This window comes from Geovibrio ferrireducens (genome assembly GCF_026226615.1).
Lineage (GTDB): Bacteria > Chrysiogenota > Deferribacteres > Deferribacterales > Geovibrionaceae > Geovibrio > Geovibrio ferrireducens.
This window is the reverse complement of the sequence record NZ_JAJAPB010000012.1, coordinates 36,201-62,032: the sequence shown is the minus strand read 5'-3', so window position 1 is coordinate 62,032 and position 25,832 is coordinate 36,201. Positions and strand designations below refer to the sequence as shown.

21 protein-coding genes are annotated in these 25,832 nt (G+C 46.5%); 3 read left to right on the top strand and 18 right to left on the bottom strand.

From position 1 onward, the window contains the following. Nucleotides 1-58: 58 nt before the first annotated feature. From OSQ85_RS11560 to OSQ85_RS11515, 10 genes are all read right to left on the bottom strand, one after another. Nucleotides 59-2,440, bottom strand: coding sequence for a class I SAM-dependent methyltransferase (locus OSQ85_RS11560; RefSeq protein ID WP_265823261.1), 2,382 nt, complete (start codon nt 2,438-2,440; stop codon nt 59-61). 17 nt (nt 2,441-2,457) lie between these two features. Continuing rightward, nucleotides 2,458-3,591 (bottom strand): glycosyltransferase family 2 protein, encoded by a 1,134-nt coding sequence (locus tag OSQ85_RS11555; RefSeq protein WP_265823259.1) that lies wholly within the window; start codon nt 3,589-3,591, stop codon nt 2,458-2,460. Between the two features lie 21 nt (nt 3,592-3,612). Continuing rightward, nucleotides 3,613-4,473 carry a hypothetical protein gene (locus OSQ85_RS11550; protein WP_265823257.1) on the bottom strand — a complete coding sequence of 287 codons (861 nt, stop codon included), beginning with the start codon at nt 4,471-4,473 and terminating at the stop codon, nt 3,613-3,615. A gap of 13 nt (nt 4,474-4,486) precedes the next feature. After that, on the bottom strand, nt 4,487-5,185 hold the full coding sequence (locus OSQ85_RS11545) for an FkbM family methyltransferase (protein ID WP_265823255.1): 699 nt from the start codon (nt 5,183-5,185) through the stop codon (nt 4,487-4,489). A gap of 177 nt (nt 5,186-5,362) precedes the next feature. Then, nucleotides 5,363-6,508 carry a radical SAM protein gene (locus OSQ85_RS11540; protein WP_265823254.1) on the bottom strand — a complete coding sequence of 382 codons (1,146 nt, stop codon included), beginning with the start codon at nt 6,506-6,508 and terminating at the stop codon, nt 5,363-5,365. Continuing rightward, nucleotides 6,505-7,902 (bottom strand): B12-binding domain-containing radical SAM protein, encoded by a 1,398-nt coding sequence (locus OSQ85_RS11535; protein ID WP_265823252.1) that lies wholly within the window; start codon nt 7,900-7,902, stop codon nt 6,505-6,507. Before OSQ85_RS11535 ends, OSQ85_RS11540 begins: the two co-directional genes overlap by 4 nt. After that, a complete protein-coding gene (locus OSQ85_RS11530; protein ID WP_265823250.1) occupies nt 7,899-8,516 on the bottom strand; it encodes a class I SAM-dependent methyltransferase in 618 nt (205 codons plus the stop codon). The genes OSQ85_RS11535 and OSQ85_RS11530 overlap by 4 nt, the downstream gene beginning before the upstream one ends. Then, nucleotides 8,509-10,227 carry an FkbM family methyltransferase gene (locus OSQ85_RS11525; protein WP_265823249.1) on the bottom strand — a complete coding sequence of 573 codons (1,719 nt, stop codon included), beginning with the start codon at nt 10,225-10,227 and terminating at the stop codon, nt 8,509-8,511. Before OSQ85_RS11525 ends, OSQ85_RS11530 begins: the two co-directional genes overlap by 8 nt. Nucleotides 10,228-10,259: 32 nt before the next feature. Beyond that, nucleotides 10,260-13,433, bottom strand: a complete 3,174-nt coding sequence (locus tag OSQ85_RS11520; protein ID WP_265823248.1) for a hypothetical protein — start codon at nt 13,431-13,433, stop codon at nt 10,260-10,262. A gap of 8 nt (nt 13,434-13,441) precedes the next feature. Continuing rightward, entirely contained in the window at nt 13,442-14,440 is a 999-nt protein-coding gene (locus OSQ85_RS11515) for a PilZ domain-containing protein (RefSeq protein WP_265823247.1), read from the bottom strand. A 477-nt stretch (nt 14,441-14,917) separates the two neighbouring features. Here OSQ85_RS11515 and OSQ85_RS11510 point away from each other — a divergent pair, with 477 nt between their 5' ends. Continuing rightward, nucleotides 14,918-15,316, top strand: a complete 399-nt coding sequence (locus OSQ85_RS11510) for a hypothetical protein (RefSeq protein ID WP_265823245.1) — start codon at nt 14,918-14,920, stop codon at nt 15,314-15,316. A gap of 8 nt (nt 15,317-15,324) precedes the next feature. Further along, nucleotides 15,325-15,525, top strand: a complete 201-nt coding sequence (locus OSQ85_RS11505; RefSeq protein ID WP_265823244.1) for a cysteine-rich CWC family protein — start codon at nt 15,325-15,327, stop codon at nt 15,523-15,525. Between the two features lie 241 nt (nt 15,526-15,766). Here OSQ85_RS11505 and dapB read toward each other — a convergent pair whose 3' ends face one another. The 6 genes from dapB to OSQ85_RS11475 form a co-directional block, all read right to left on the bottom strand. Beyond that, nucleotides 15,767-16,573, bottom strand: a complete 807-nt coding sequence (dapB, locus tag OSQ85_RS11500) for a 4-hydroxy-tetrahydrodipicolinate reductase (RefSeq protein WP_265823243.1) — start codon at nt 16,571-16,573, stop codon at nt 15,767-15,769. Nucleotides 16,574-16,580: 7 nt separating this feature from the next. Further along, a complete protein-coding gene (gene dapA, locus OSQ85_RS11495) occupies nt 16,581-17,462 on the bottom strand; it encodes a 4-hydroxy-tetrahydrodipicolinate synthase (protein WP_265823241.1) in 882 nt (293 codons plus the stop codon). A gap of 16 nt (nt 17,463-17,478) precedes the next feature. Next, on the bottom strand, nt 17,479-18,294 hold the full coding sequence (gene dapF, locus OSQ85_RS11490; RefSeq protein ID WP_265823240.1) for a diaminopimelate epimerase: 816 nt from the start codon (nt 18,292-18,294) through the stop codon (nt 17,479-17,481). A gap of 115 nt (nt 18,295-18,409) precedes the next feature. Next, entirely contained in the window at nt 18,410-18,892 is a 483-nt protein-coding gene (locus OSQ85_RS11485) for a HyaD/HybD family hydrogenase maturation endopeptidase (RefSeq protein ID WP_265823239.1), read from the bottom strand. Between the two features lie 127 nt (nt 18,893-19,019). Then, nucleotides 19,020-20,720, bottom strand: coding sequence for a nickel-dependent hydrogenase large subunit (locus OSQ85_RS11480; RefSeq protein WP_265823237.1), 1,701 nt, complete (start codon nt 20,718-20,720; stop codon nt 19,020-19,022). Between the two features lie 13 nt (nt 20,721-20,733). Then, nucleotides 20,734-21,843 carry a hydrogenase small subunit gene (locus OSQ85_RS11475; protein WP_265823235.1) on the bottom strand — a complete coding sequence of 370 codons (1,110 nt, stop codon included), beginning with the start codon at nt 21,841-21,843 and terminating at the stop codon, nt 20,734-20,736. A gap of 424 nt (nt 21,844-22,267) precedes the next feature. On the opposite strand from OSQ85_RS11475, the gene OSQ85_RS11470 reads away from it, so the two are divergent. Then, the gene (locus tag OSQ85_RS11470) at nt 22,268-23,212 is read left to right on the top strand and encodes a radical SAM protein (RefSeq protein ID WP_265823233.1); all 945 of its coding nucleotides are present in this window, start codon (nt 22,268-22,270) and stop codon (nt 23,210-23,212) included. Between the two features lie 186 nt (nt 23,213-23,398). Here the strand turns inward: OSQ85_RS11470 and OSQ85_RS11465 are convergent, their stop codons facing one another. Then, nucleotides 23,399-24,571 carry a M24 family metallopeptidase gene (locus OSQ85_RS11465; protein WP_265823231.1) on the bottom strand — a complete coding sequence of 391 codons (1,173 nt, stop codon included), beginning with the start codon at nt 24,569-24,571 and terminating at the stop codon, nt 23,399-23,401. After that, nucleotides 24,571-25,530, bottom strand: a complete 960-nt coding sequence (locus tag OSQ85_RS11460; protein WP_265823229.1) for a sigma-70 family RNA polymerase sigma factor — start codon at nt 25,528-25,530, stop codon at nt 24,571-24,573. The genes OSQ85_RS11465 and OSQ85_RS11460 overlap by 1 nt, the downstream gene beginning before the upstream one ends. Nucleotides 25,531-25,832: the final 302 nt, after the last annotated feature.

The following is a 25,832-nucleotide window of genomic DNA, read 5'->3' as shown; positions in this document are numbered from 1 at the left end:
TTTTCAAAGATGAAGCTATTCATTATATCGGCTCCTTTCTTATTGCCTCAAAGTACTGTTATATTTCTTGTTTAATGATTTCAATATCGGTCATTTTATGCCGGGCAAGAGCCTGAATTCTCTTCGCAAATATTTCAGAGGGCAGAGCATATAATGCTTCATTATCAGAATACAGGCAATACTTCAGAAGTCTGGCCGCATGTTTTATCCAGTTTTCCTTCATTAAATCTGTAAAACCGTATATCAGGGCGCTGTTAATGACACTGTCAATATCTTCCGCCCTGAATGCCTCGTAACAGCAGCCCTTATCCCTAAGCTGGTTATAGCCTGTCATAACCACAGGCTTCCCTCTGGTCAGCGCCATATATGACATCTGCGACAGAACAGTCAACGTGACATCTGCAATATCAATACATTCTTCCACATTTACATCATCAACTATGATGTAATGCTCAGTCCTGAGTGACTCAGGCAGGTGACTTTTGGCATAAGGATGTGGCTTAAATACCATGAACCACCCGTTCAACTCCGCTCTTTGCGCCATATCTTCAAACAGATGGGCTGAACTGCGGTAAAACGGGGAATGGAAAGTGGACGCAGCTATGTCATAAGGGAATATTCCGGAACTGTAATCATTATGACCAGCGACAAAAACTATTTTTTGGTCTATCCCTTCAAGCATCCTGTCGAGCCTACCTTTTTTTGGCTGCTTCGCACGGTTCATTTCAGTGTTCTTTATACATTCAACAGCCTTAACTGCTTTTATGCAGTCAGCCTCATCTACATGCAGGCTGTTGAAAGCCTCAGTGTTAAGGGCTACCCAGCTTTCCCCCATCTGCCCCTGAATATCAAACTGAAAAGTTCCGGGCAGACAGCCAAATTCCATATAGACAGTTTTTGTACCGGTAAAATCACAGGCCAGTTTCACTACTTTGAAGAGAGGATGAAACTCATTCCATATAACTGCTATATCGGGTTTATAGCTTTCCAGCATATTCAGTGTATAGCTGAACATCTGCCCAACAGCGGAAAGCGCCTGTTCATAACTGATGTCGTGGTTCTCTTCGAGTGTATATTTAAGATGTACAGCATAGGTTTCAAGAGTATACCTGATATTCCTGTTTTCAGGAAGATCCACCGTTGAGCTTCGCTCAGTGCACTTTGTCACAGTTTCAGGTGCGTTAAAAACAAAAGCATTGGGCAAATCAATATCAGGAGAATTTAATGCTAAGTTGAGCAATAAGTAATGCGATGAGTCCGAATGGACTATAACTGATTCCATAAATTTATTCTTATCTGATGATCTGTTGTAAAAACCTGCCCAAATAATTCTTTCAGCGCATGAATCTGTCAGGGAAGGCAAAACGGGGGAAATGTTTTTCTCACCGCTGTATTCCACCGGACGGTGCTTAGGCTTCTTCTGAGGCAGAGGGAAATCATTGTATAAACTTAACAGCGGCAGTGCATCACCGTAAAGTCTGATGCATCTTTCCCTGAATACTGTGTGGTTTACATCTGTTGAAAGCAGAATCGCATCAGCATCCGAAGGGTTGAAAAGATCCGCCTTCATCGGTTTTTTTCCGAAAAACATTTTTGTTTCGTCAGGATTGTCATCCAGCACTGCGACGATGTCAGGTCTCACTGATGATGTCCTGAGCCTTGCCAGCCATTCAGTGTGTCTTCCGGCACCAAATATCGCCAAGCGTCTGATGCCTTGATTCACGGCAAGTTCCCTTAAAAAAGATGATAGATAATAGCGCTTGGAGCTTATGGGTTTCTGTGATTCAAGCAGATTCTTGTTTACAGTTAAGTAAACTGTCGTCTGTGACACCGGAACATATTTGCCCGGATTCTGAAACTCGTTTAGATAATAGCCTATATTTTCAATCACATCTCTGTAACTGTGGATGAATTCATTTACTGCTTTTGTAACTCCCGGTGTTCCGGCACTTGCATAGTTATCTATAAGGAAAACACCACCTTCCGTGAGCATATGAACAAATTCTTCAAAATCATAAAGCGCATACTCAAAACTATGATCCCCATCAACATAAATTATATCATATTCCATTTTGCCAAAAAAATTGTCAAAATATTCGGAAGAAGTCATTCTATGAAGACTGAATCCTTGGTTATCGTAGTATTCTTTTGCTTTTTTATATACCGACTCGGCCTCTAAAGCATTTCCCCAGTACAAACCGGTATAAGGATCATCCTTAGAGCCAAGATACGGGTCAACACCATCGTAAGCTTCAATATTAAGAGAAGATTCAGCAAATACCTTGGTCAGGCCTGCCTTAAAAACGCCTATTTCAAGTATCCTGACCTTTTTATTGCCGAAATGCTTCTCCATTAAGGGAACTATAGCCGCAGACGCACGGAGGTCACTGCTGATGGGCAGGCTTAGTTTTTTTATGTTGAAAATCGATTTGTCTGCCATACAATCTCCGGCATAGTTTATTTCGGGTATGGCCCTTGGGGCAGACCATCGTATAAATCTATCAACGGCAGAGCATCCCCATACAGTTCTTTACACCTTTTTGCAAAAAAATCCTGCTTACAGTCGGACGAAAGGATTATTGCATCAGCGTTAGATGTGTTCCATTTTTCAGCTTTTTCAGCAGGAATACCCCAGAATCTTTTTACAGGATCCGGATTATCATCCAGAACTGCTGTCACATTCTCTTTTTTGTATTCCTGAAGAAAATCACAGATCCACTCGGTATGACGCCCTGCACCGAATACTGCAATCCTATGGTAGGTTTCGGTTATTTTATCCAGCCTGAGTTTCAGCATGAGCCGCAGAATAGAGAGGAAAAATACCGCCTCAGTGCTTTTCGGGAGCATCTGCTCTCCAAATAGATAATCAATACGCTCTTTTTTGTAAAACTCATTGAGTGATGGAAAAAGAATAGTTTCTCTGAAACTATTTCTGTTATGGTCTGTATTTCCGAACACGGCATTTGAATGCTTGCGGTAATAGCCCAGAGATTCCGGTATAGAGATGACGTTTCCGAAAACAATAGAAGTTCGGGTGAGAAATCCATCTGCGCTGATTCTAAACTGCTGCGGAACAGGCATAACCTTATTCAGAATCTCCCTTCTGAAACATAGCCCTGATGTACCTACAAAATGCACAGGTTCTCTTTTCTCTATATAATGATTAAGAATATTTCCCGAATAGAGTGTCGGGTATAGCGGAGAAACTTTTCCGTCTTCCCATACATCCACCATATGCTGAAGGAAAGCATGATTGCCATCCAACAGCCTGTCCCATTTAACAATTGTCTCAAGCTTGTGGGGCATCCACCAGTCATCACTGTCTAAGAAGGCGATTATATCGCCCCTTGATGCCTCAAAACCTGCGTTAAAGGCGGAGGCCTGCCCGCCGTTTTCCTTGAATATCTTTATTATGCGCGGATCAGAGAAGGAATCTATCACGCTTACTGAATCATCTTTTGAACCGTCATCCACAATTATAAGCTCAAAATTACCGTAAGTCTGGTTCAGTACGCTCTCCACGCACTGAGCGATGAAGCGACCGTAGTTGTAGTTGTTGATAAGAACGGAAATAAAGGGGCTGTCAGTCATCAGAAAACACTCTCCGAATAATTAAAGCAAACTTCTCGGAATTTCATCAGAAGCAAGGGAGCGGTCTGAAACTATTTCAAGCTCAATACCCTTTGAAAGAAGCCATTTATACATCGCTGATGTTGAGGCCGCAATTTTCTCCACTTCATCATCATAAAAACCGGGAGTATTTATCAGTTTAAGATCCGAATCTTCCAGATCTCTGACAATGCTCTTTCCGCCGGGCTGCAAAGTCACGAGCTTACCTTTTCTCAGTAAATTTGATGGCAGTTTATTGAGCATCAGGTGTTCACCCTCTTTGTAGAAATGGGGCATTATCTGCGAATCAGGTATACCTATGTCCCAGCCGGCAATGATGATTTTACTGACTCCCAAATGGACAGCCAGATAAAAACCCAATTCATAGACAATTCCGGGACCAAGAGGGCGGTTTATTGTTTTTTCAAACAGGTAGTCTTCAAAATTCTGTGCAACGCACAGTCTCTTCTGGAGTTTTTCTTCAAGAGGCAAATCGCTACCAGCATTAATCAGGGGGAAAAGAAGATCAGGTAATAAAAAAGGGGTCTCCGGGTCTACAGGATGCTTTTCCGCCAGCAAAATTGGGCGTGGTTCTGCGTAGTCATATTTTTTATAATTCCATGAGTTTAGCAAATGAAAATCAGCAATATCCCCAACAGTATCATAAGTTTGCTTCACAGAGACAACGAGTTCGTCTTTTAGCCTCTTGCGAAGGTAATCAGCAGTGTAGTTCCCGAAAGAGGGCCCGCAGGTCAGAATGTACGCCGTTTTTCCGGTGTATGCTCCCTTGAGAACGGAGAGCTTTTCATATATGCCGTCACATTTCTTAATTTTTTCTCTGATCAATGCTGTTGCTCTGTCCATATATCAAACCTTTTTATATATTTGGATTAAGTTTCCTTACTCTTTCGGCGGTCAATGTTTTGCGTTGTTCAAAGGATGCATAATGGTGTGTTTCTCTCAATACGCTTCCATTTGCAACAAAAACAAGATCAACCTGCCCCAGAGCATCATCCAGAGGCCTGTATGTGGCTCCGAAAATATCGTAAACTGAAAAATTTCTTTCATTCATAAATGCGACCACATCAAAAAATGTTGGCGATTCTTTATAAAACTGAAATAAAGAGACCTCCATAATCACGATTTCAGTCTCTTTAAGAATTTTCTCTGCACCTTTAAGCACTTCAAGCTCAAAACCCTGAACATCGATCTTTATTACAAACGGTCCCTTAAGACCGTATTTTTCAGTTTCACCGTCCAAGGTCACCACCGGAACGGTTCTTTCCACACCATCTACATGAGCTCCCTCAGACTCCTTCAAAACAGATGAGCCGCTCATATCAGGATGCACATTCATCGTAATGCTTCCTTCTCTGCTCCCGGCAGCAGACAATGTGTAAACTGCCGGATATTCAGATGCAATTTTATCCAGAACTCCTTTGTACTCCTCCAGCGGCTCTACCATAAGATAACGTACAGAGTCAAAGATTCCGTACAGTCCGTTTGTTCCGTAGGCAACTCCCACATCTATAATCGTCTGAGGATTTACACCCTTGTTTTTTATATGGGTAAGCACTGATAAAAGACCGTTACGTTTAAACATTTTTCTCTCCCGCTCAAAATTGTGCCGACTCGGTGCACTCAGGCATATATGCCTTAAGAAACGAGTCTATTATATATTCTATGGAACAATGAACTATTCTATCGTAAATATCATTTTTTTATTCCGGAAGAGTTACTCATATGAATTCCCTTATAAAAAGATCTCTGTTTTGCATCCATGTGCTGATATTTTTTCAGCCAGAAGCATTTGTCTTTCAGCTATATCCGCCGGTCTGTTCTGCCCTGTCAGCCCTGCCGCCTTTGTGCCCGCATTTGCAGAATATCTGAAAATGAAGGCAGAATCTATTTTTACTTTCCTGAAAATATCCGCTGTAAGTTCAATATCCTCTTCAGTTTCACCGGGAAAACCAGCGATAAGATGAGTTGAAATCACAAGCTCAGGTTTTTCAGTTCGCAATCTGCAAAGCATCTCCGTCACTTTCTCTATATCATAAACTCTGTTCATCCGCCTCAACACGTCCGGACTGCCTGACTGCAATGGAATACCTATCTGAACCACCCGCCCTTTTTGAATAAACCGGATGATTTCAGCACCGTATTTCAGCAGATAACGAGGGTGCACGTCATTGAGGCCCCACTTTACACTTTCATCATCGGAAGCTTTATCCAGTGCGTTCAGCAGTTCGGGATAGCTCAGCCCTATGTCCTCTCCGTAGGAGGCAGGATCATTTGCATGAATTGTTACCCGTTTATGCCCGCAGTCCAGTATGCGCAGATAATCGCTCACGCATTCCTCAAGGGGCTTGCTTTTCAGGCGTCCAAGAGCCATAGGGTGGGAGCAGTAGCTGCATGAATTATTGCACCCTTCGCTTATCCTGAGGATCGGCGCGGGCTTTTTTGATTTTACATTGTTCCGCACTTCAACCGGGTTCAACGCATCAGGATCAAAAGGACTCATAACTCTGATATCCGGCTCAAACGAATCCGGAACATCACAGAGTTTCACGGTAAATTCAGGGAAAAACTCTTCTAGCCCTTCCGGATTTTTTGTGCTGAAAAATTCGCCGCTGAAAACCTTCTCAAACTCATCATGTGCCATATCCGGCAGACAGCCGTAAACTATCAGCCTTTTGCCCTGTTTTTTGAGTTCCTCAAGCATACCCACAGCAGTTGCGGTATATGACGAGACAAAGGCGCATGTAACGGCTATAACCGCATCAGCACTCTCCGCTGTTTCCGCCTCTGTCCATCCGTTGGCGGCGAAGTATCTCTTAAAGCGTTCCGTGTCAAGCCCGCGTTTCATGCAGACCTGATTACCCGCAAAGTATATTTTCATAAGAACAATTCTTTTATTTTGGAATGATTTTTATACGCATTTTCCAAAGAATAATTCCCTTTATTTTTCTTAGATCCGAAATGATAAAGCCATACCTCTGCAAGATTTTTATAGAATTCCGCCATATCTCCTGTCATCCACGGGCGTATTTGAAGATTTATCATATCATTAGGAGGAACAGGCACAACTTCCACATCAGACATATTCTCAAAGGCAAAATCAAGCTTGACTCCTTGCCTCTCATATTCCTCAACAATACGGTCTTTGGGCTGCGGGGCATAAAGATAAAACATTGAAACCGCTTTACCGTCTGAAACTCCATCGATGATTTTAGCAAGCCCCACACTCTGCCGTATATCATCAAACTCTTCACCCGGAATACCAAAGAGAAATGCAGTAACAAACGGTACAGAGGCTGAAGTAAGATTTCTGATCAGTGCAACGGCTTTGTCCGTGTCTATATGTTTATTCAGAATTTTCCTTATTCTAGCGGAACCTGATTCAATACACATAGTTACGCCGATTTTCCCTTTTATCAGCGCTTCTTGAATTTTCGGAGTAAAGTTATTCAAATGTCCGTAAACCCTTTGTATTCTATATCCTTTTTTCTCAGCATGAGCAAACACATCCAGAGCACGGTTCTCATTTATAAGAAAATTGTCATCAATAAAGCTGAAGTTCGTGCATGAGAAACTCACAGAATTGCTGTCCATCTCGTCAATAATTGACTGAGCTGTTCTCAGGAAATATTTCCCTTTTTCATTAAAGGTGTTATAGCAGAAACTGCATTTGTAGGGACAGCCTCTTGAGGTTATTAAAGGGATGGAATTCATTTTCTTGATCCCTTTTTCCCACAACCTCAAATCTATTGCCGGAAGATTTTCTATATCTCCATTGAAACTGTACAGACGGCCTATTTCATACTTATTTTCATCTTTCCTAAAAGATATATAAGGGTTGAACAGAACTTTACCCGGTTCTTTATCAGCAAGGTAGGCCGCAAGCTGAACAATAGTCTCCTCTCCTGCACCCATAACAATAAAATCGACATCGGCCTTCCTGAAGCATTCCTCAGGAAGAGACGATGCAAGAGGCCCTCCCCAGACAACCGGTAAATCTGGACGCATAGCCTTTACTTCCCTCGTCAGCTTTAGACAATTTTTCAGATTTGCCCCCATATACGCAGACATACCGACAAACAGCAGTTCATCGTCAAGAGCAATACGGATCATCTCTTCATAATTTTCCTCAACTTGAGGGTCGACAAAGATAACCCTATAGCCGCTCTCACGGAGTGCCGATGCAACAGAGATAATACCCAAAGGAGGGCCGAATGAGGAATAACGGCGTTCACTCACAGAAAATGAAGAGTTTATAAGAAGCACCTTTTTCACTTTGCCTCCATGCTCATCATGACAGTGTATTCATCAAATATATTGATTTTCCTGAAGAGGCTCATTCCGAGTTCATAACGTTTCCGCCATGAATCATGCAGGATTACGAGCCCCTTTTCGGCAAGGCACCTGCTGGCCGCAAACATACATTCGTTCCGCCTTCTTCCGTCCACAAACACAAGATCAAATTTTTTACCTGTTGAGAAGGGAAATGTTGCATAATTATATTCCTCAGCATCCCAAGGCCATATCTGCCCTGTCTGAGAAATGCTGCAAGCCTCCAGATAAGGCTGGCAGGGCCTTAATTTCTCCAGAATATCATCCTGATATTTCTTGTTATCGTCTATGCTCAGAATATACTCCGTACCCCATATGCCTGCAAAATAGCTGAAAAGATAGGTGGAATACCCGCTGCCCCATTCCAGAATATGGCGGGGTTTAATATCAAGCGAACACAGAAGAAGGTAAAATTCGTTAGCATGAACTCTTGCGTAAAAGGGCATAGCCTCCCATTCCGAAACAGACAGCATCAGAATATCAAGCACTCTGCTGTCCGGTTCCGCATAATGTCTGAATTCGGGTTTCACCACCCTTACATCATTCGGTTCAGTCATCCGACTTTCTCCGTGATGTAAAAAAGATATTCATAGACCATTTGTCAGCAGGAGCGGCATTCTTACGCCGGATGCGCCTGCCGCTTATTTCATATTCAAACCCTTTATCTTCGAGAAGATGTAGAATACTTCCCAAACTGTTCTCTGCCGTTTCAGAATCATAATGATACTCAATGAAGCCTGCTCCGCAGTTTTCAATCAGCTTATCCTCCGCTTCCCTGCACACAGCTTCCTCAGCTCCCTCTATATCCAGCTTGAGGAAGTCGGTGTATTCGCTCATGTGCCTGCTGAGGCGAACGGTCTGAACATCTATTGTACGGGACTCAAGGGCTGAGAACCTCCCTGCTATCCCTGAGCCCATAGGCATGGCCGGGTAAACGGTGAACTGGACCGTTCCTTCGGAATCACTCAAGGCATAAGGATGCAGGGTAATGCCCTTCCACCCGTTTGATTCTATATTCTCTTTGCAGATTTCAAAAAGTTCGGGGTTCGGCTCAAAAGCGGTTATAACAGATGAGGGATAAAGCCATTTGAAATAGGCAAGTGCCATTCCAGCATTCGCACCGCCGTCTATAATGAAAGGTGCTTCCTTCTCGCTTGTAAAATAGTAGTTTTCTTCAAGGAAGATCTCCCTGAACTGCACAAGGACATCGAAAGGACTGGCAATTTTCAGTCTGAAACCAAGAACATCAGCGAAACCCGCCCCGGCATTTTCCCGAACCATTTTCTCCAGAGCCGCATACTGCAAACCAACAGACATTCCGAACCGTTTTTCTGCCCGCTCAATATCAGCAAGCAGTCCATAGTTTTCTGACAGTCTCTCGGCATCAGCCTCAGCATAAATGCCCGTGGAGCGTCCGCGCCTTTTATCCTCTGCCAGAAGATACGCATAACGCGGAGTATCAAACACTGATGAAAACCTGAACAGCCGAGAATAACCGTCTCTCAGAGAGGAATCTGCACTGTACGCCGTTTCAGTATTTTTCTCGGCATCTGCCGTTCTGCCCTTACGGGCAAGCAGTTCAGCATATTTCAGCCTCTGCTCAGGCGACATTCTGCCGCATGCATCGTCCTTTTCAAACCATATGAGGGCAGCGGCATAATTTTTCATCAGCAAAAACTCTGCGGCAGCCATTGAGAAACCGTCTTTCAGAGAGGAATCTGCACTATATGCCTCGTTAATCAGCTTTTCTGCCATGTCTGCCTGCACAGGCGCAATAATACGCCCAGCTACAAGCTTAAAACCGTTTGTGATGCGGCCGAGTTCAATATCCCTTTTTATAATTTCAATAACTTCCGCGCGTTCAGCTTTCCCCGCACGGAGAAGAGACCAGCCCATATGACCGAAGCCGTTCACCGCCGCAGTATTTTCGGAATACGTTTCCAGAACTATTGCGGAAGCAGTGGCAGCGTCACCGCTCAGCGCAATACATTCAGCATGACGGAGTTTTCCCCACCATGTCTGCCTGCCGGAGGCACTGTCTTTTTCAAAAAGTCTGAGCGCATCATTGTACTGTCTGATATGTGCCAGAAAATAGGCAAGGCGGGAGAGGGCATTTTTATATTCAGAGTCTGTTTTATTGATTTTATCCGCTGCGGCCTCAGCCTCGGCAAAGTCAAAATATTCTTTATCAGCAGCTTCTTTCAGCATCATAAGCCAGCGGTAATCTGCAGGCATTGAACCGAAAAGCAGTTCCATGAATCCGTTCAAAAAACACTCCGTTTTCTAAAGATAGAGATAAGCTATGTATCGTAAATTCCGGTGAAATGATAAGCCTGAAAAGCATTCTCAGAAACAGGTATCTTATCCCAGAGATGTTCTTTATAAGCGTAAAAATTATCCCGATGGGCGAAAGAATCTCGAATCCGTGATGCATCCTGATACCCAAGGCCTCTGGAAACCAACGCAAGAAGAAAATATAAAGCCGGCAGATTGGTATTCAGAAAAAACTCTTTATCTTTCTCATAAAGCCGACCCATAAAAGCGTGGGCAGAGTCAAAATCTTTCAGAAAAACCTTAACGAACGCAGCCTGAAGGAGAGAAAGCGATGCCAGAGGTCTGCCTGTGTCCGCTTTCTCAATAAACTGTCTTGCCGCACTCAAATCACCGTATAAAACAAAAAGAGCAGAATAAACAATATACTGCTCATTTTTTATATTTCCGGCGGCAGTCTCCCTTGCGAGGGTGTCCGATGCCTCTTCTGCCCTGCCGCTGTGGATAAGCGCACGAATCAGGAAATCCAGCCCTGCGGAGTCAAGATTTCCGGCTGCGTATTCCGTCAGCATCATATCCCTCAGCAGTCCTACCGCTCTGCGGTCGCCTTCGGGAGTTTTGTCACGCTCAAGGTATTTATACATCAGCATCAGAAGCGGGCGGAGTTTTTGTACCGTAATGTTTTTCCCTGACATTAAACTGCCGGGCAGAAGCTCCTCTTCTGCTATTTCAGCACCTTCATCCAAACGAAGATAATTCCGCAGAAACAGCGCCGGAACACCTCCGGTTTCTGAAAGATCTCCGTAAAGATGCCCCATCCCTTTAATCTCATCGTACAGCCCTGCGAGTACCAGGGTAAAGCAGTATTCATACGTATGTTCCGCCTGTTCCGTGCTGAAATCCGCTTCACGGATAAACTTACGCACTGTCGGCAAGAGAGCGGGCACACAGCAGAACTGCAGAAGCTTAATAAGCACCATAGCAGGGTCTGCCGCATATCCTGCCATGTCAATGTTAAACAGATGGCCGCGCACCGAAGCAGTAACTGAGCCGAACGGCATATGAACAGCCTTCTCCCCAAAGGATGCGAAATACTCAGCATCGGCAGGGTCATTATACACAATAACAGCATTTTCCGTCAGCCGCAGAAAGCTTTTTAGTCTCTCATCCGCATGGCTTATGCTTCCGTTCAGACCTAATAGAACGGTCCCCGCCGGGTATTTTCCCTTTAACTCTGCGGCATCTGCCCTTATTCGCTTAACGATTACCGAAGCCCCGTTCAGAGTCCGGTTTCCGCCGCTTATCCGATATATCTGCCTGACCGCTTCACGACCGTATGTTTTATGCAGGAGGTAGTATTCCTCCGCCTTTGATTTATATTCCCCGGTGAAGGCTATGCCGCCGGATAAATCCCTGAGCGCCACACCTCCGGCTCCGTTATTCAGTTTTTCATACTCGTTAAAAGCCTCTCCGCTGGGGGAAGGAAAGGTGCTGAGATAAATATCGATAACATGAGCATAAACCTGCGGTTCCACCCGCCCTTCAAAGAAAAACCGTTTTTCAAGACCGTATTCTTTCAGCTTCGGCAGTATGTTATCCGTGCCCCCGTCCCCGCAGGCAGCGTAAACAGAATCCGGGCATGCACGCATAATCTCCGCCACAGTCTCCAGACAGCCCTCCCCTTCAAGCTTGATAAGTCTGCCTATGCTGCCGAAAACCACCGCACCTTCCGGGAATTTTTTCCTGACGGCATCCGCCTTCTTCTTCGCCTCAGCCAGTTCCTCCGCAAAGAAAACATCGCTCTGCTTCAGGGAAAAACGCTCAAACCCCAGCTCATTCTCCTGCATATTTGTTCCGATATGGGTTATGCGCCTGTCTATGCCGTCCACATCGTACTCGAAATTGCCGTGGCACCAGTAAACCTGCTCCGGCGCGGTGCGGCAGGCAAACAGAAAATTGAATATCTCCCTGTTGTTGCACATTATCAGTTCCTCAATGCCGTCATTCATGATCCTTTCACGGAAAATGCGGCACTTTTCAAACCTGCTGTAATAACTGCCTGTGCTTCTGTCAGGTATCAGGGAATGGGCGCTGACATATTTCACGCCCAGCATAGTTATCATCATTATATATTTCTGTTCGGACGGACTTTTCTCTATACATTCGTAGTCATAGACAGTGTATTCGTCTTTACTCCCCTCTTTTTTAAGCTTTTCAATGAGAGAATAGAGGAGCTTCACAGGGGAACTCCCCACTATGCGGTCAAAAACAAAGCCGACTTTTTTCACGCCGTCGGTTTTCTTCCCGCGGGTGCAGGGTTTTATGCCGTATTCGGGCACTACTCTGTCTGTTATATATCTGCTGAAAGGTTTCTCCACATCTTCATTAAACTGCCTGAATTCGCCCTGAGTGTGCGCGAGGTTCATATAGACGTGGGAGAGGTGCAGGTGCATGAAGAACACAAGCTCAGTCATGTTTTTCTGCATGGCTTTTCTGAAAATATCCAGCCAAACGGGGTAGACCGCCTTAAACTCCCTCTCTATACCGAAGCATGTCCACAATATTGGAAATACCCACAGGAAGCAGGACTGCTTAGCCTTGAGATCACCGTTCCAGAACCTGCCTTTGAAGATTCTGTTTATGAAAATATCCAGAATATATTCCCTTGTGAAAAGAGAGCGCATAAGCTCCATAAATCCGCTCAGGTACTTATATTCCGGAAGAAACGTATTTGTGTTCAGAGTGCAGATCCTCTCCAGAAGATCAGACTTCGCGTCTTTTGCACCCCTCAGCGCGTCCAGAACGAACATGCAGAAGGCTAGGTTCAGTTTGGCGTAATGCTGTTTTTCGTCCTTTAGTGCTGAAAAAGCATCGGACAGTTTTTTATAATAAACTCCGTCCGAAGGGTTTTTCTGCACCTTGAATCCGCTTCTGAAAATCATATCGGCAATGCGGATAAGGTCGTGGTTTATGCTGCCTGCCTGAGCAGCGGGGTAGAAGTATTTCTCCCTAAGTACGGAGATAATTTTCTGCTGAATATTCTCCGTCTCTTTCCGACAGAGGAGGGAGTGTTCCTTCTCATAAACAAGCCAGCTGACAGGGGCATGGGCAGCCCCGGAGGAGAGGTTCAGGCAAATGCTTTCCAGATAGTTTATATGTCCGTCAAAGTCTGTGCGGGCAGCGGAATTTTCTAGATTGTCCATGTACAGGCTCAGGTCAGTTCTTTCTCTATTTTTTTCATTCTCTCAATGAGGTATCTCTTAATGAGAGCCTCCTGCGAATGATCCGGAAAAGTCTCAAGCCCCATCTTGCATATCTCCTCACAGAAGATATATTTCAGCTTGCCGCGCAGGATCATGTCCTTCCCCTCATCAAGCGGAAGGGTGAAGCTCAGCCTCACCTCTGATTCCGAAACGGAAATATTCTCTTTCAGGCTCAGTGAGACACCACGCAGGGAGACATCCACAATCTCCACATCCGTCCGGCTGCCTTCGGAAAAAAGCGCAGCGGGAATTGCCTGCTCCGGCTTAAGGCGGTAAATCTTGCGCCTGTCAAAGGGTTTTTTCAGAACAACAAGGTTCACCAGTTCAACAATACACTTTTCCGCATCAATGCTCTTCACATCCGCAGTTATCTGCTGCGGCAGAAGCTTGTGCGTTATGCATGTGTAGCCTTCCATCTCAAGTGCCTTGATCTGCTCCGGATGAACCTGCATTATGATACTGTCATCATCGCGGATCTCCGTAATCTCAGCCGCATGGAACACACGCAACCCTTTATATGAGTTGAGAAGCTTCGCTGTTGTATCGTTATTTTTGATAAAGCGGAACAGTTCGCGCACTTCCGAGCTGTCAGCGGTTTCAAACTTTTTAAGCGGTCTGCACAAAACCTCAAGGGCTTCCAGAAGGCGTATATGCATATCCGGTTTCACGGGACCGTTTTTTATATCCTCGCATATTCTGCACAGTGCCCAGGATATGGCTCTGGAAAGGGGAACCACCACGGAGCCGCCGTTAACCCCGGCATCTCTTACAGCATTGCTGAAATCCTCCGCAGGTCTGCTGCCGGGAATGCCTGTGAAGCAGTTGTCAAAAAACTGCCCGACACCGAAAAGAACTTCATGGTCAGGCGCAGAGCCGTTTATGTTTTCATAATATCCGCTGAACACCGAAATAAATTCGCTTTTTTCAAATGTGCAGTCTTTCAGCATAATCCACCTTTATGAGATTCTTTATATGTCAGAATTTTTTTACATTATAAAAGCCAGAATACATTAAAACAATGATGAAACCAACACTCATTTAAACTGTTTATTACGGCTGACCCCGAAAACCGTAAACCGCATGTATTAAATGTGTAATAATTTATTTTTAATGAATGCCCTTTTTTATTATCAAAGAAATAATAGTTGTTTGATGTGATTTTATGAAAAATAAGTTTGAATTTCTAAAAATTGTGTTATAGTAATCGCTGAGGGGGGAGTCCTTCTTTTTTCGGAAGGCTCTCATGAAAATAGCTTTATTTATCTGATTCGGGCTGTTTTCGAAACTGAGTACCGATAGCTGACCAGAAAATGAAGGAGGCGGATGCCTCCTTTTTTAATATACAAACTTATTCTGAACAAAACCTCTCCGGTATGTTCAAATCATATAATTCATATAAGCAGTGCTTAATTTACGGAGGAAAAATGAAGAAGATTTTTATACCTGTTTTTATTCTGGCAGTCGGAGCCATGATTCTTATTAGCGCATGGCCGTCTATCACTGAATCAAGAAAACCGATCAACATGTTCATCGCAAAAGCAAAGGCCGAAGGCGCACTGCCCCTGCTCCAGTTTGTTAACACACAGCAGGAGGGGAGCATAACTCAGGCTGAGATCGCAAAATTCAACAGCATGTCCGGCGGAATCAAACTTTCCGCAGGTGTTTTCATTGCATCAGAAAATATGGACTCACTCAATCACTACAGGATGCAGTCACCCGGCTTCATAATATTTGACGCGGACGGAAAAGTTGCCGTTCAGCAGAACGGGCTCGCAGAAGCCGCAGCCCTGCTGAGAATGACACAGGATGTCCATACCCACTAAGAGGATAAATGCGCGAACCTGCTGATGTATGCCCCATCTGCGGGCAAAACAATAAATGTGCCGCCCATGACAAATCAAAAGGCACATGCTGGTGTGTGGGCAAACCGCCGCTCCCGGCGGAAGTGCTTACGCAGTATGAGTGGCGGCCGTGCTTCTGCGAAAGCTGTTATGATAAAATAATTGCGCAGACAAAAAATAATCAGCAGTAAAAAATAACCGATAAAACCGTTTTAGAAAAAAATCTCTCTCTGCGGGAATCCGCCCTCACACCCTCCCTTGCGGAAGGACGGGGTTTTCTCATTGTCAGTAATAACTTCCCCCTTTTATAAAGAGGGATTTAGGGGGATTTTATAGAGATGAATAAGCATGTTACGGTGTTTGTCGTCAGTCTGTAAAGGGAACCCGCAGAACAGGTTCCCTTTTTTATTTAATATAAGACAGTTTACTTAACTACAGTCCAAGCACATCGTACATATTGTACAGACCCTTATCTTTCCCTTTCAGCCATGCGGCGGCGGAGATTGCTCCCTGAGCAAAGGTGTCTCTGGTGTGCGCACGGTGGGTTATCTCGATCCGCTCACCCTGTCCGCAGAACATCACCGTGTGCTCGCCGACTATGTCACCTGCACGGAGAGTCTGCATGCCGATCTCCCTGTCAGTGCGTTCGCCTATTATGCCTTTACGGCAGAAAGCCCCGTCCTTGTCTATGTTGCGGCCGGTGGCGCTTGCAACCACCTCACCCATCTTCATGGCTGTTCCGCTGGGGGCATCTTTTTTGAGCCTGTGGTGCGCCTCCACTATCTCTATGTCGTATGTGCTTCCGATTGCTTTCGCAACCATCTCAAGCACCTTGAAGGTGAGATTCACGCCGAGGCTCATATTCGGGGACACAAGAAGAGGCATTTTCTCCGATGCCTCCTTAAGCTTCGCCGTCTGTTCCGGAGTGAAGCCTGTGCTTCCGATTACGGCGGGTACACCGAGGCGGACATATCCGGGGAGGGCGTGCATTGTGGGCTCGCATCCTGTGAAATCTATAATGACATCGCAGCCTTTCACTGCCGTATCAAGATCAGATGTAATGTTCACGCCGTTTTTGCCGCAGCCTGCCACTTCACCCGCATCCATGCCGAGAAATGAGCTCGCCGAATGTTCCAGCGCGCCCTTAAGCTCTGCCTTGTCACTTTCCGCCAGAAGGCAGATTATGCGGCGCCCCATTTTTCCGGCCGCGCCGACCATACAAACTTTTGTTTTATCCATTAATCCATTACCTTACAAGTTTAATACCCGCGGCAGTGAGCGCGGTTCTGAGTTTTGCTGTTCCTTCTTCCGTCATGGGAACGAGAGGAAGCCTGATCTCATCCCCGATGAGCCCCATGAGGTAAAGGGCTTTTTTCGCAGGGATAGGGTTTGTCTCAAGGAAAAGGGACTTGAAAACAGGGAGCAGCTTGTAGTGAAGCTTTTTTGCCGTCTCCATGTCACCCTTCTCAAAGGCATCCCACATATCGCCCATATCCTTTGCCACAACGTTTGTGGAGGCGGAGATGACCCCTTTTGCGCCAATGCAGTACAGAGGGTAGGTGAGTGAATCCTCACCGCTGAGGAGTGCGAAGGATGAATCTGTCCCGGCGATTATTTCCCCCGCCTGATCCATGGAGCCGCTGGCCTCTTTTATACCGACTATATTGTCGATTTTCGAAAGCCTGATAACAGTCTGCGGAAGCACGTTGACCGCTGTTCTTCCGGGAACATTATAAAGCAGAAGGGGGATCTTCACTGACTCGGCTACAGCCTTAAAGTGCTGATAAAGCCCTTCCTGCGTGGGTTTATTGTAGTAGGGAGTGATGACAAGCGCGCCGTCAGCACCGGCTTTCTGCGCATGCTGAGTGAGAAATACGGATTCGTGGGTGCTGTTTGAGCCTGAGCCTGCGACAACAGGAACACGCTTCTTCACCTGATCTATGACTATCTCTATTACTCTGCAATGCTCTTCATAAGTGAGAGTGGCGGATTCTCCGGTGGTTCCGCAGGGAACAACACCGTCCGTGCCGTTCTCTATCTGAAACTCGACAAGGTTTCTTAAGCTTTCCTCGTCCACCTGTCCGTTTTTCATGGGGGTCGCTATAGCTACAAAGCTGCCTCTGAACATCTATTCCCTCCGTTCATCAGTACATATAGGATTCTTCGGTAAATTCTCCGGTGTAAATCACCCTTGCCTCGCCCTCAAGGAAAACTTTTTCATCGCTTTCGATGTGGACTTTGAGGTCTGTTCCGCCCATAGTGCGGAGAGTTACCGGACTTTTCGCAATGCCGTCTTTAACGGCGCATATGGCGCAGGCAACGGAGCCTGTGCCGCAGGCGAGAGTTTCGTTCTCCACGCCTCTTTCGTATGTTCTTATCTTAAATGAGTCTTCACCGGTTCTGGCATAAACATTGAAGTTTGTTCCCTTCGGTGCGAAGTACTCATGGTAGCGCACTGCTCTGCCTGTGTTAAAAACATCAAAGGCATCAACATTATCAGTAAGAATAACAGCATGGGGTACGCCGGTATTCACGAACGAAAGCTCCCGTTTGCTGCCTGCAACGTCAAGCTCTATGCCCTTTTTATACCCAAAAGGTTTGGTCATAAGCACCTTGACGTTAACGCTCTCCTTGATCTCCGCTTCTATTATTCCCGCCAGAGTCTTAAAGCGCATGGTTTTTCCTGCTATTCCGTTGAGGAAGGCGTATCTGGCGACACATCTTGCGCCGTTTCCGCACATCTCCGCCACGGAAGCGTCAGAGTTGAAAAACTGCCACTGAAAATCCGCTTCGTCCGAATTTTCTATGAAAAAAACACCGTCTGCGCCGACGGAAAGGCTCCGTGCGCATATCTTCGGTATAAACTGTTTGGGATCGAACTTATTCATTTTGCCGTCACGGTTGTCAATGATGATAAAATCGTTCCCGCTTCCGCTCATTTTCCAGAACGCAATACCCATGTTCACCTTCTGCGAGATTAAAAGATTCCGGGGCGCAAGTTCCCCGTCTTTAGAATAATACTTTTGAGGTAAAAATAACACTGAGGGCTTTTTTTGTCAAAATAACATTTGGAATTTATTCTGTCCCGGCACGGGCGGAGAGAAAATTTTCTATCTCATCCTCAAGATATTTGCGGAGCTTGGGGCAGTTTTCCGCCACTTCCGGGGAAAGTGTCATATCCATCTGGATCGATTTTACCTGAATACCGTAGAGAACTACCTCAGGCGGGCGGTATCCGGCAAGCTCGGCAGTGAGCAGCATATCCTTCATCCCCATCTGGTGGGGGGAAAGCTTGTTTTCAAAAACAGGGGAAACATCTTCTCCCTCAATCTTAACAACCGTGCCTGCGGGAAGATCCAGATCAACGGCATCCGCAAGCACAAGCCTGTCCGCCCATTCAAGCATGGGGAGCAGATCAAGTCCCAGTGTTCCGCCCTCAATCACACGCAGATTTTCGTCAGCATCCGCGTATTTCTCCTCCAGACTGCGGACAACAAGCGCACCCGCAGCATCATCATTCATAAGCACATTGCCGATTCCAAGCACGAGAAGCTTCATTAAACCACCGTTAATAATAGTTGATATCTTCGCTCCCGTTTGCAATGTCCGAACTGCGGGGAGCGTAAGCGGCGCAGCAGTCTGCATTTGCAGAAGGCAAGGGGAGCCCGGAGGCTCCCCGTTTTTCCTAGAGTATTTTAACCTTGCTTTTCAGCTCGTTCTTTTCATCATACACATGCACTGCGCATGCAAGGCAGGGGTCGTATGAGTGTATGGTTCTGAGTATTTCAAGGGGCTTTTCGGGATCCGCTATGGGCGTACCGATGAGAGCTTCCTCATAGGGGCTTCTCACTCCCTTGTCGTCTCTGGGTGCGGCGTTCCATGTGGAGGGAACAACAGCCTGATAGTTTTTGATCTCTTTATTCTGAATAACTATCCAGTGGCCGAGGGCTCCTCTGGGTGCTTCATGCCATCCGTAACCCTGTGCCTGTACCGGCCATGTGGAGGGATCCCACTTGGAGTTATCATGTATGGCGTAGTCGCCTGTGTTTATATTGGCAGCCAGAGCCATAAGCCAGCTTTCCATCTTTCTGGCGACTATGAGCGTTTCCACCGCCCTTGCGGCTGTTCTGCCGAGGGTGGAGAACAGAACCTCAGGCCCCACTCCGAGAGTTGTGAGCACATGGTTCACCACATCCTGAACCTCTTTATGTCCGGAGGCGTAAGCCACAAGCATCCTTGACAGAGGCCCCACCTCCATGGGTGCGCCCTCATATCTGGGCGACTTCACGAAGGAGTATTTCTGTTCAACATCAAGATAGTCATAGGGCGGTTTCGGGCCGATGTATTTTTTATCTGTCGCGCCTTCCCACGGGTGTCTGGGGCCGGTGTCTTCATACCATGAGTGGACAACATCCTCTGTTATTTTGGTGTGGTCAACGGGATGAACTGTTGAAAGATCGCCGTTTTTGATTATTCCCGCGGGGAGCCACAGATTGTTCGGGTGACCTTCCCTTCCGTCAGGGAATTCACCGTAGGACATATAGTTGCCGGAGGTTTTGCCTATGCCCGCCCAGTCGAGATAGAAGGGGGCAACGGCTATAATATCCGGGATATATACTTTTTCCACAAACTCTCTGGCCGTTTTGTTGCACTCCATGATCATCGCTATCTTATCAGCGTTGATCGCGTTCTGGCTGTTCGGGTCGCAGGGGATGGACATACCGCCCGTGAGGAAGGTCTGCGGGTGCGGGTTCTTGGAGCCTAAGATCGCATGAACCTTGATTATCTCCTTCTGCACCTCAAGAGCCTGAAGATAATGTGAAGCAGCCATAAGGTTGGCCTCAGGCGGAAGCTTATACGCCGGGTGACCCCAGTATGCGTTGCCGAAGGGTCCGAGCCTGCCTGTTTTGGCAAAGGCAGCGAGCCTGTCCTGAATACCTTTGAAATAGTCTGCGCTGCTGTACTTCCAGTCTGATATGGATTCCTGCAGTGCCGCTGTCTTAACCGGGTCTGCGGACAGTGCGGAAACTATATCAACCCAGTCCAGAGCGTGGAGGTGATAGAAGTGTATCACGTGGTCCTGCACATACTGCATCCCCATGATCACGTTTCTGATCATCTCTGCGTTGAAGGGAACCTTCATGCCCACAGCATTTTCCACTGCCCTGATTGAGGCTATGGAGTGAACCGTTGTACAGACTCCGCAGAATCTCTGTGTGATGTACCACGCATCACGGGGGTCACGCCCCTGAAGGATTTTCTCTATCCCGCGGAACATGGTGCTGCTTGACCATGCGTCTGTTATGACGCCGTTTTCTACCTTTGCTTCTATTCTTAAATGCCCCTCAATTCTGGTAATGGGGTCAACGACAATTCTGTCAGCCATCTAAACACCTCGCCTACTTCTCTTCTTTTTCGTAATACTCTTCTTCCACTTTCTTCACTGTGCCGCGGTTGCGGATTATGCTCACCACGCCGTGAACAGCAAAGAACGCCGTTGCCACGCCCACAAGCTTCAGACCGACGCTTGTCGCGCTGGATTCCACACCGAAGCCCGGAACCTCAGGCAGCCTTCTGTAGAACGGGCTCATAGTGTCTATGAAGCCGGGTTCGGAGCAGCCCACACAGCCGTGCCCCGCCATAACAGGCCAGCTGAGGCCGTCATTCCAGCGGAGGGTCGGACAGTTGTGCCATGTCTGCGGGCCCTTGCAGCCCATTTTATACAGACACCAGCCCTGCCTGTGCGCTTCATCGCCCCATTTTTCCACATACTGACCGGCATCGAAGTGGCCTCTTCTCTCGCAGTTGTCATGAATGCGTTTGCCGTGGGCGAATTTCGGACGGAGCTGATTGTCAAGCGCGGGCAGAGTGCCGAAGATGAGGTAATGCACAATAAGAGCGGTGAGGTTGTCGCAGTTCATCGGGCAGCCGGGCAGGTTCACAACCGGCACACCGCTGACAAGATCCGCAACCCCCTTTGCCCCTGTGGGGTTAGGGTAAGCGGCGGGTATTCCGCCGAAGCTGGCGCAGTTGCCCACAGCTATCACCATAGCTGCGCCCGCGGCTGCTTTTTTAAGCTGATTAAGGGCGGTATCGCCCGCAATACAGCAGTAGATTCCGTCATCCTCAACAGGAATGGAACCCTCTACTATAAGAACATATTTGCCTTTATTCTTTTCCATTGAGTCATGCTTTGCCTGTTCTGCCTGATGCCCGGCAGCAGCCATAAGCACCTCTGCATAATCAAGGGAGATCACATCAAGCACGAGATCGGCCGCTTTGGGGCGTCCGGAACGGAGCAGTGATTCGGAATCTCCCGAACAGCTCTGAAACTCAAGCCAGATAACGGCCGGACGATTGTCGTCCTCCAGAGCCTCGGCAACTTTAGGAGCCATAGCAGGCGGAAGAGCCAGCGTAGCGCTCACGGCTGTACAGAATTTCAGAAAGTCCCTTCTGCTGACACCCAGCAGTTCCAGTTTCTCACGCAGTCCCATGAACAGTACCTCCATTCCGGATAAACTTATCCTGTAACACTGTTAATTTTAATATATTTTGATATTGCCAGTTTTATAATTTTTGCCTAAAACACTTTTCTGATACTTAACAATTAACACTATGAATTATCTTTTCAAACGCACAAAAACAGACTGCGCCGCACAAAGCGCCTGCCTGAGAAAAATTCCTATACAAACACTGTAAAAATGCCCCGTTTACCACGTCTTTACCTTAAGATTATCACCATACGCTCACAAGATCAACTCTAACAGTGTTATAAATTGTTTTTGATCAGGGGCTTATCGTAACACAAAATAATAAATTCGTGCAACCGCACGTGACATATGTTCATAAATTATTGAGGATAATAATCAATGCTCCCTTCGGGTTTGAAAATTATTTTTTTTGGACTATATTGATTTCCTGCGGAGAATTTTTATGACAAACAGATACATTTTTGGCCCTGTCCCTTCGAGGAGACTGGGGCGTTCCCTCGGCGTAGATGTTATTCCTTCAAAAATATGCAGCCTGGACTGTGTTTACTGCGAAGTGGGAAAAACCACTGAGCTTTCCTGCGCGCGGGAGAAATATTTTAAAACTGATGATATTATTGATGAATTTGCCAAAGAATATGCAAAGGTGAAGGGTTCTCTGGATGTGGTGACAGTGACAGGCTCAGGTGAACCGACACTCAACAGAGACCTTGCCGAAATAGCCCGCAGGATAAAGGCGATCTCCTCGCACCCGCTGGCGATACTCACCAACAGCACCACAATCACCGACCCTGATGTGCAGGCAGCTCTGATGCTTTTTGATATTGTCGTACCCAGTCTCGATGCTGCCACAGACAGAGCCTTTCAGGCAGTAAACCGTCCGGCGGCGGAGCTTGATATAAACGAAATAAACTCCGCACTGGCAGATTTCACCCACAGGTTCGGCGGCGTGATATTTCTCGAAGTGCTTTTGGTAAAAGGCATAAATGACAGCAAAGAGGAAATGGCAGCCATAGCGGAAGTGATCCGTAAATGCAGATACGACATGGTGCAGGTGAACACAGTGTTCCGCCCGCCCGCATACTCCGGCACAAAAGGCCTGAGCGAACAGGAGCTTATTGACGCTTTCCTGTTTTTCAAAGCCTTCGGAATCAATGTTGAACCTGTGGGCAATTTCGTGAAGGCTCTGGCAGGAGGGGATGACGCTAACCTGCCGGAAAAAATCACAGCACTGCTGAGAATGCGCCCCTGCACTGTGAAGGATATATGCGCAGTCTTCGGAGCGGAAGAGGCGTCAGTGGTCAAAATTATTGAAAATATGCTTGAGTCAGAACAGATTGAAGAAAAAATTTTTGAAAACGAACGTTTCTACTTCGGCAAAGCATTGTAACTCTTTGTTATCAATACAGCCCTCAGGGAAACTTTTAAAAACTCACCTGCTCCGCAGAGAAAGCATAGGCTTGTATTTTAGAAGTTACAAAGAACCGGTTTCTTGGGAAAGAGTCTGAGAGAACCCTTCTTTTTCGTTAAAGAAAGGTTCTTTCAGGATTAAGACGTAAAAAATATTATGAGCTTATCAGACTTCGATAACGCCGAACCTGTGCCCGGTGATGCTTCTTCCGCCGTCAGGGGTTACAACGAAGGTGTTCTCCACACCGACCATCCCAAGCCCCGCTATGCCGCGCTTGGGTTCCACCGCCAGAACCATATTCTCCTCAAGGGGTTCCTCGAACCCTTCGGCAAGAACAGGGTACTGATCTATATGCAGGCCGATTCCGTGGCCGAGAAATTTTACCTTTCCAGCACCGAAACCGTTATATTCACTCAGAAATTCCTCACTGACACCTTCCAGATGCTTCCTGAAAATCTCAGAAGGAAGTGCGCCGGGTTTAAGCATTGCCGCAGCCCTGTTCTGCATATTCACGCAGATTTTATGAAACTCCAGCGCCTTGTCAGGCAGACTGCCGACAGAGTATATGCATGTTTTATCAGTATGATAGCCGCCCACATTGCAGCCAATATCCACAAACACGGGAGAATGCTTTTTCAGCTTTATGTGGTGATTGCCAAACAGAGGCACGGCGGGGTGCAGTCCGCGGATTCCTCCGGGGCCGTCAAATGTATTGAAATAGAGGGCGCTTTCGCCGAAGCAGAACAGCCCTAAGTGAAGCTCGCTGCCGAAACCGCCTGTCCTTGTCACGGCGTGGTGACCTCTTCTGAGCATTTCACCCTGAACCATGGCTCCCAGTTCGACCTCGCTCATCCCTTCCTTCAGAACCGAGGGGATAAACTCTTCCAGAACGCTCCTGTGGATCTCGCCGCTGGCCTCCATAAGCGCAAGCTCAGCAGCAGACTTCACCGCCATAGCCTTTGCGACCGCAAGGTCTGCCGACTTCACCTTCTCAAAGGTGAAATATTTGCTGAAACGCTCAAAGTGGGCGAGGGGTATTTTCTCGGTGTCGCAGTAGAGGGTTCCGCCGCTTTGAAGCTGCAGTTCCTTAAAGCTTTTGAAGGGGGTAATTTCAGGAAAAGCCGATTCCTCCACAGCCCGCTCAAAGCTTCTGCGTACATAAAAAACGGCGGCTCCGTCACGGGGGATGACAAGCACGCCGTTCTGCAGTGTTCCTGTGAAATAGTAGTTGTTTACTCTGTCCATGAGGACTGCTTTTTCCCAGCCCGCATCCTGCTTAGTGAGGTTAGTTTTAAATTTTTCCAGCCTGTGAGCAAGTTCTTCGGGCGCAAATGTCATCAGAGCAGTTCCTCCAGAGATATATTCTTGGTTTTCAGCAGGTTTCGCAGCTTGCTCAAAACCCGTTTTTCTATCTGGCGCACCCTCTCACGGGTAATGCCGAGATCGCCGCCGATGGCCTCAAGTGTTTCGGGGTCATTCCCGCTGAGCCCGTAACGGCGGATTATGATTTCTCTCTCATTGTCGCTTAAGAATGTGAGCCATTTGAATATTGTGTCCTTTTTGCTTTCGGACTCTATCTTCATGTACGGATCGAGATATTTTTCATCATCAGCTATAAACTCGTGCAGAGTGCTGCTTTCATCCCCGCCTACAGGCATATCCAGCGATGTGTCCTGCTTTATGGCATCAAAAACCTTTTTCAGGGCGGAAAGGGGCATTTTTGCCGCTGTGGAAATTTCAAGGATGGACGGTTCACGCCCGAACTTCTGCTGGAGATCAGCCTGAACCTTGAGAACCTTGCTTATGTTCTCAGACATATGCACAGGAATACGCACCATGCGGCACTGGTTTATGATGGCTCGCTCAATGGCCTGACGTATCCACCATGTGGCATAGGTGCTGAACTTGAACCCTTTGGTGTAGTCGAACTTTTCAACAGCCTTAAGAAGGCCGATGTTCCCTTCCTCCACCAGATCAACCAGCGTCATGCCGCGGTTTATATATTTCTTCGCGATGGAAACCACAAGGCGCAGGTTGCACTTTATCATCATTTCCTTGGAAGCTCTGTCGGACTGTTCGATTCCTTTGGCGAGATCAACCTCTTCCTCTCTGGTGAGAACAGGATAACGGGAGATTTCATTAAGATAGATTTTGAAGACTTCCAGATCCTCTGAATTGTAATCGGGCTTTATGTCCTCGATCTCAATTTCGACAGGAACAGCTTCCTCATCCATGTCAATTTCGACTTCTTCATCAATTTCCGGTTCACTTTTTTGCAGTATATCATCGTTGATCATAAACACTCCGTAAAACAATAAATAAAAAATGATCAAAACTGTGCTGCCACGAACTGCGGTAAGGTCATAGAGGAATACACCGTTCGCAATATACAGAACGTGACAAATCCTGCGGTTGATCCAAACAAAGAGGATGAAAAAAAAGTTAATTTCATGATCAACTTCGCTTGACAAGTAATAATTTAACGCAGTTCTATTGAAATGGGAAGGGGAAAATTACCATTTGGATTATTTTGATCCGATTTGACAACTTTAACACATAAGTTTGGTGCACAAAAGAAATTGACAGGTGTAGAACGATT

Excerpts from the sequence above, each read along its gene's own strand:
- OSQ85_RS11560 (WP_265823261.1), bottom strand. The coding sequence starts at position 2,440 with ATGGCAGACAAATCGATTTTCAACATAAAAAAACTAAGCCTGCCCATC.
- OSQ85_RS11555 (WP_265823259.1), bottom strand. The coding sequence starts at position 3,591 with ATGACTGACAGCCCCTTTATTTCCGTTCTTATCAACAACTACAACTAC.
- OSQ85_RS11550 (WP_265823257.1), bottom strand. The coding sequence starts at position 4,473 with ATGGACAGAGCAACAGCATTGATCAGAGAAAAAATTAAGAAATGTGAC.
- OSQ85_RS11540 (WP_265823254.1), bottom strand. The coding sequence starts at position 6,508 with ATGAAAATATACTTTGCGGGTAATCAGGTCTGCATGAAACGCGGGCTT.
- OSQ85_RS11530 (WP_265823250.1), bottom strand. The coding sequence starts at position 8,516 with ATGACTGAACCGAATGATGTAAGGGTGGTGAAACCCGAATTCAGACAT.
- OSQ85_RS11520 (WP_265823248.1), bottom strand. The coding sequence starts at position 13,433 with ATGGACAATCTAGAAAATTCCGCTGCCCGCACAGACTTTGACGGACAT.
- OSQ85_RS11515 (WP_265823247.1), bottom strand. The coding sequence starts at position 14,440 with ATGCTGAAAGACTGCACATTTGAAAAAAGCGAATTTATTTCGGTGTTC.
- OSQ85_RS11510 (WP_265823245.1), top strand. The coding sequence starts at position 14,918 with ATGAAGAAGATTTTTATACCTGTTTTTATTCTGGCAGTCGGAGCCATG.
- OSQ85_RS11505 (WP_265823244.1), top strand. The coding sequence starts at position 15,325 with ATGCGCGAACCTGCTGATGTATGCCCCATCTGCGGGCAAAACAATAAA.
- dapB (WP_265823243.1), bottom strand. The coding sequence starts at position 16,573 with ATGGATAAAACAAAAGTTTGTATGGTCGGCGCGGCCGGAAAAATGGGG.
- dapA (WP_265823241.1), bottom strand. The coding sequence starts at position 17,462 with ATGTTCAGAGGCAGCTTTGTAGCTATAGCGACCCCCATGAAAAACGGA.
- dapF (WP_265823240.1), bottom strand. The coding sequence starts at position 18,294 with ATGGGTATTGCGTTCTGGAAAATGAGCGGAAGCGGGAACGATTTTATC.
- OSQ85_RS11485 (WP_265823239.1), bottom strand. The coding sequence starts at position 18,892 with ATGAAGCTTCTCGTGCTTGGAATCGGCAATGTGCTTATGAATGATGAT.
- OSQ85_RS11480 (WP_265823237.1), bottom strand. The coding sequence starts at position 20,720 with ATGGCTGACAGAATTGTCGTTGACCCCATTACCAGAATTGAGGGGCAT.
- OSQ85_RS11475 (WP_265823235.1), bottom strand. The coding sequence starts at position 21,843 with ATGGAGGTACTGTTCATGGGACTGCGTGAGAAACTGGAACTGCTGGGT.
- OSQ85_RS11470 (WP_265823233.1), top strand. The coding sequence starts at position 22,268 with ATGACAAACAGATACATTTTTGGCCCTGTCCCTTCGAGGAGACTGGGG.
- OSQ85_RS11465 (WP_265823231.1), bottom strand. The coding sequence starts at position 24,571 with ATGACATTTGCGCCCGAAGAACTTGCTCACAGGCTGGAAAAATTTAAA.
- OSQ85_RS11460 (WP_265823229.1), bottom strand. The coding sequence starts at position 25,530 with ATGATCAACGATGATATACTGCAAAAAAGTGAACCGGAAATTGATGAA.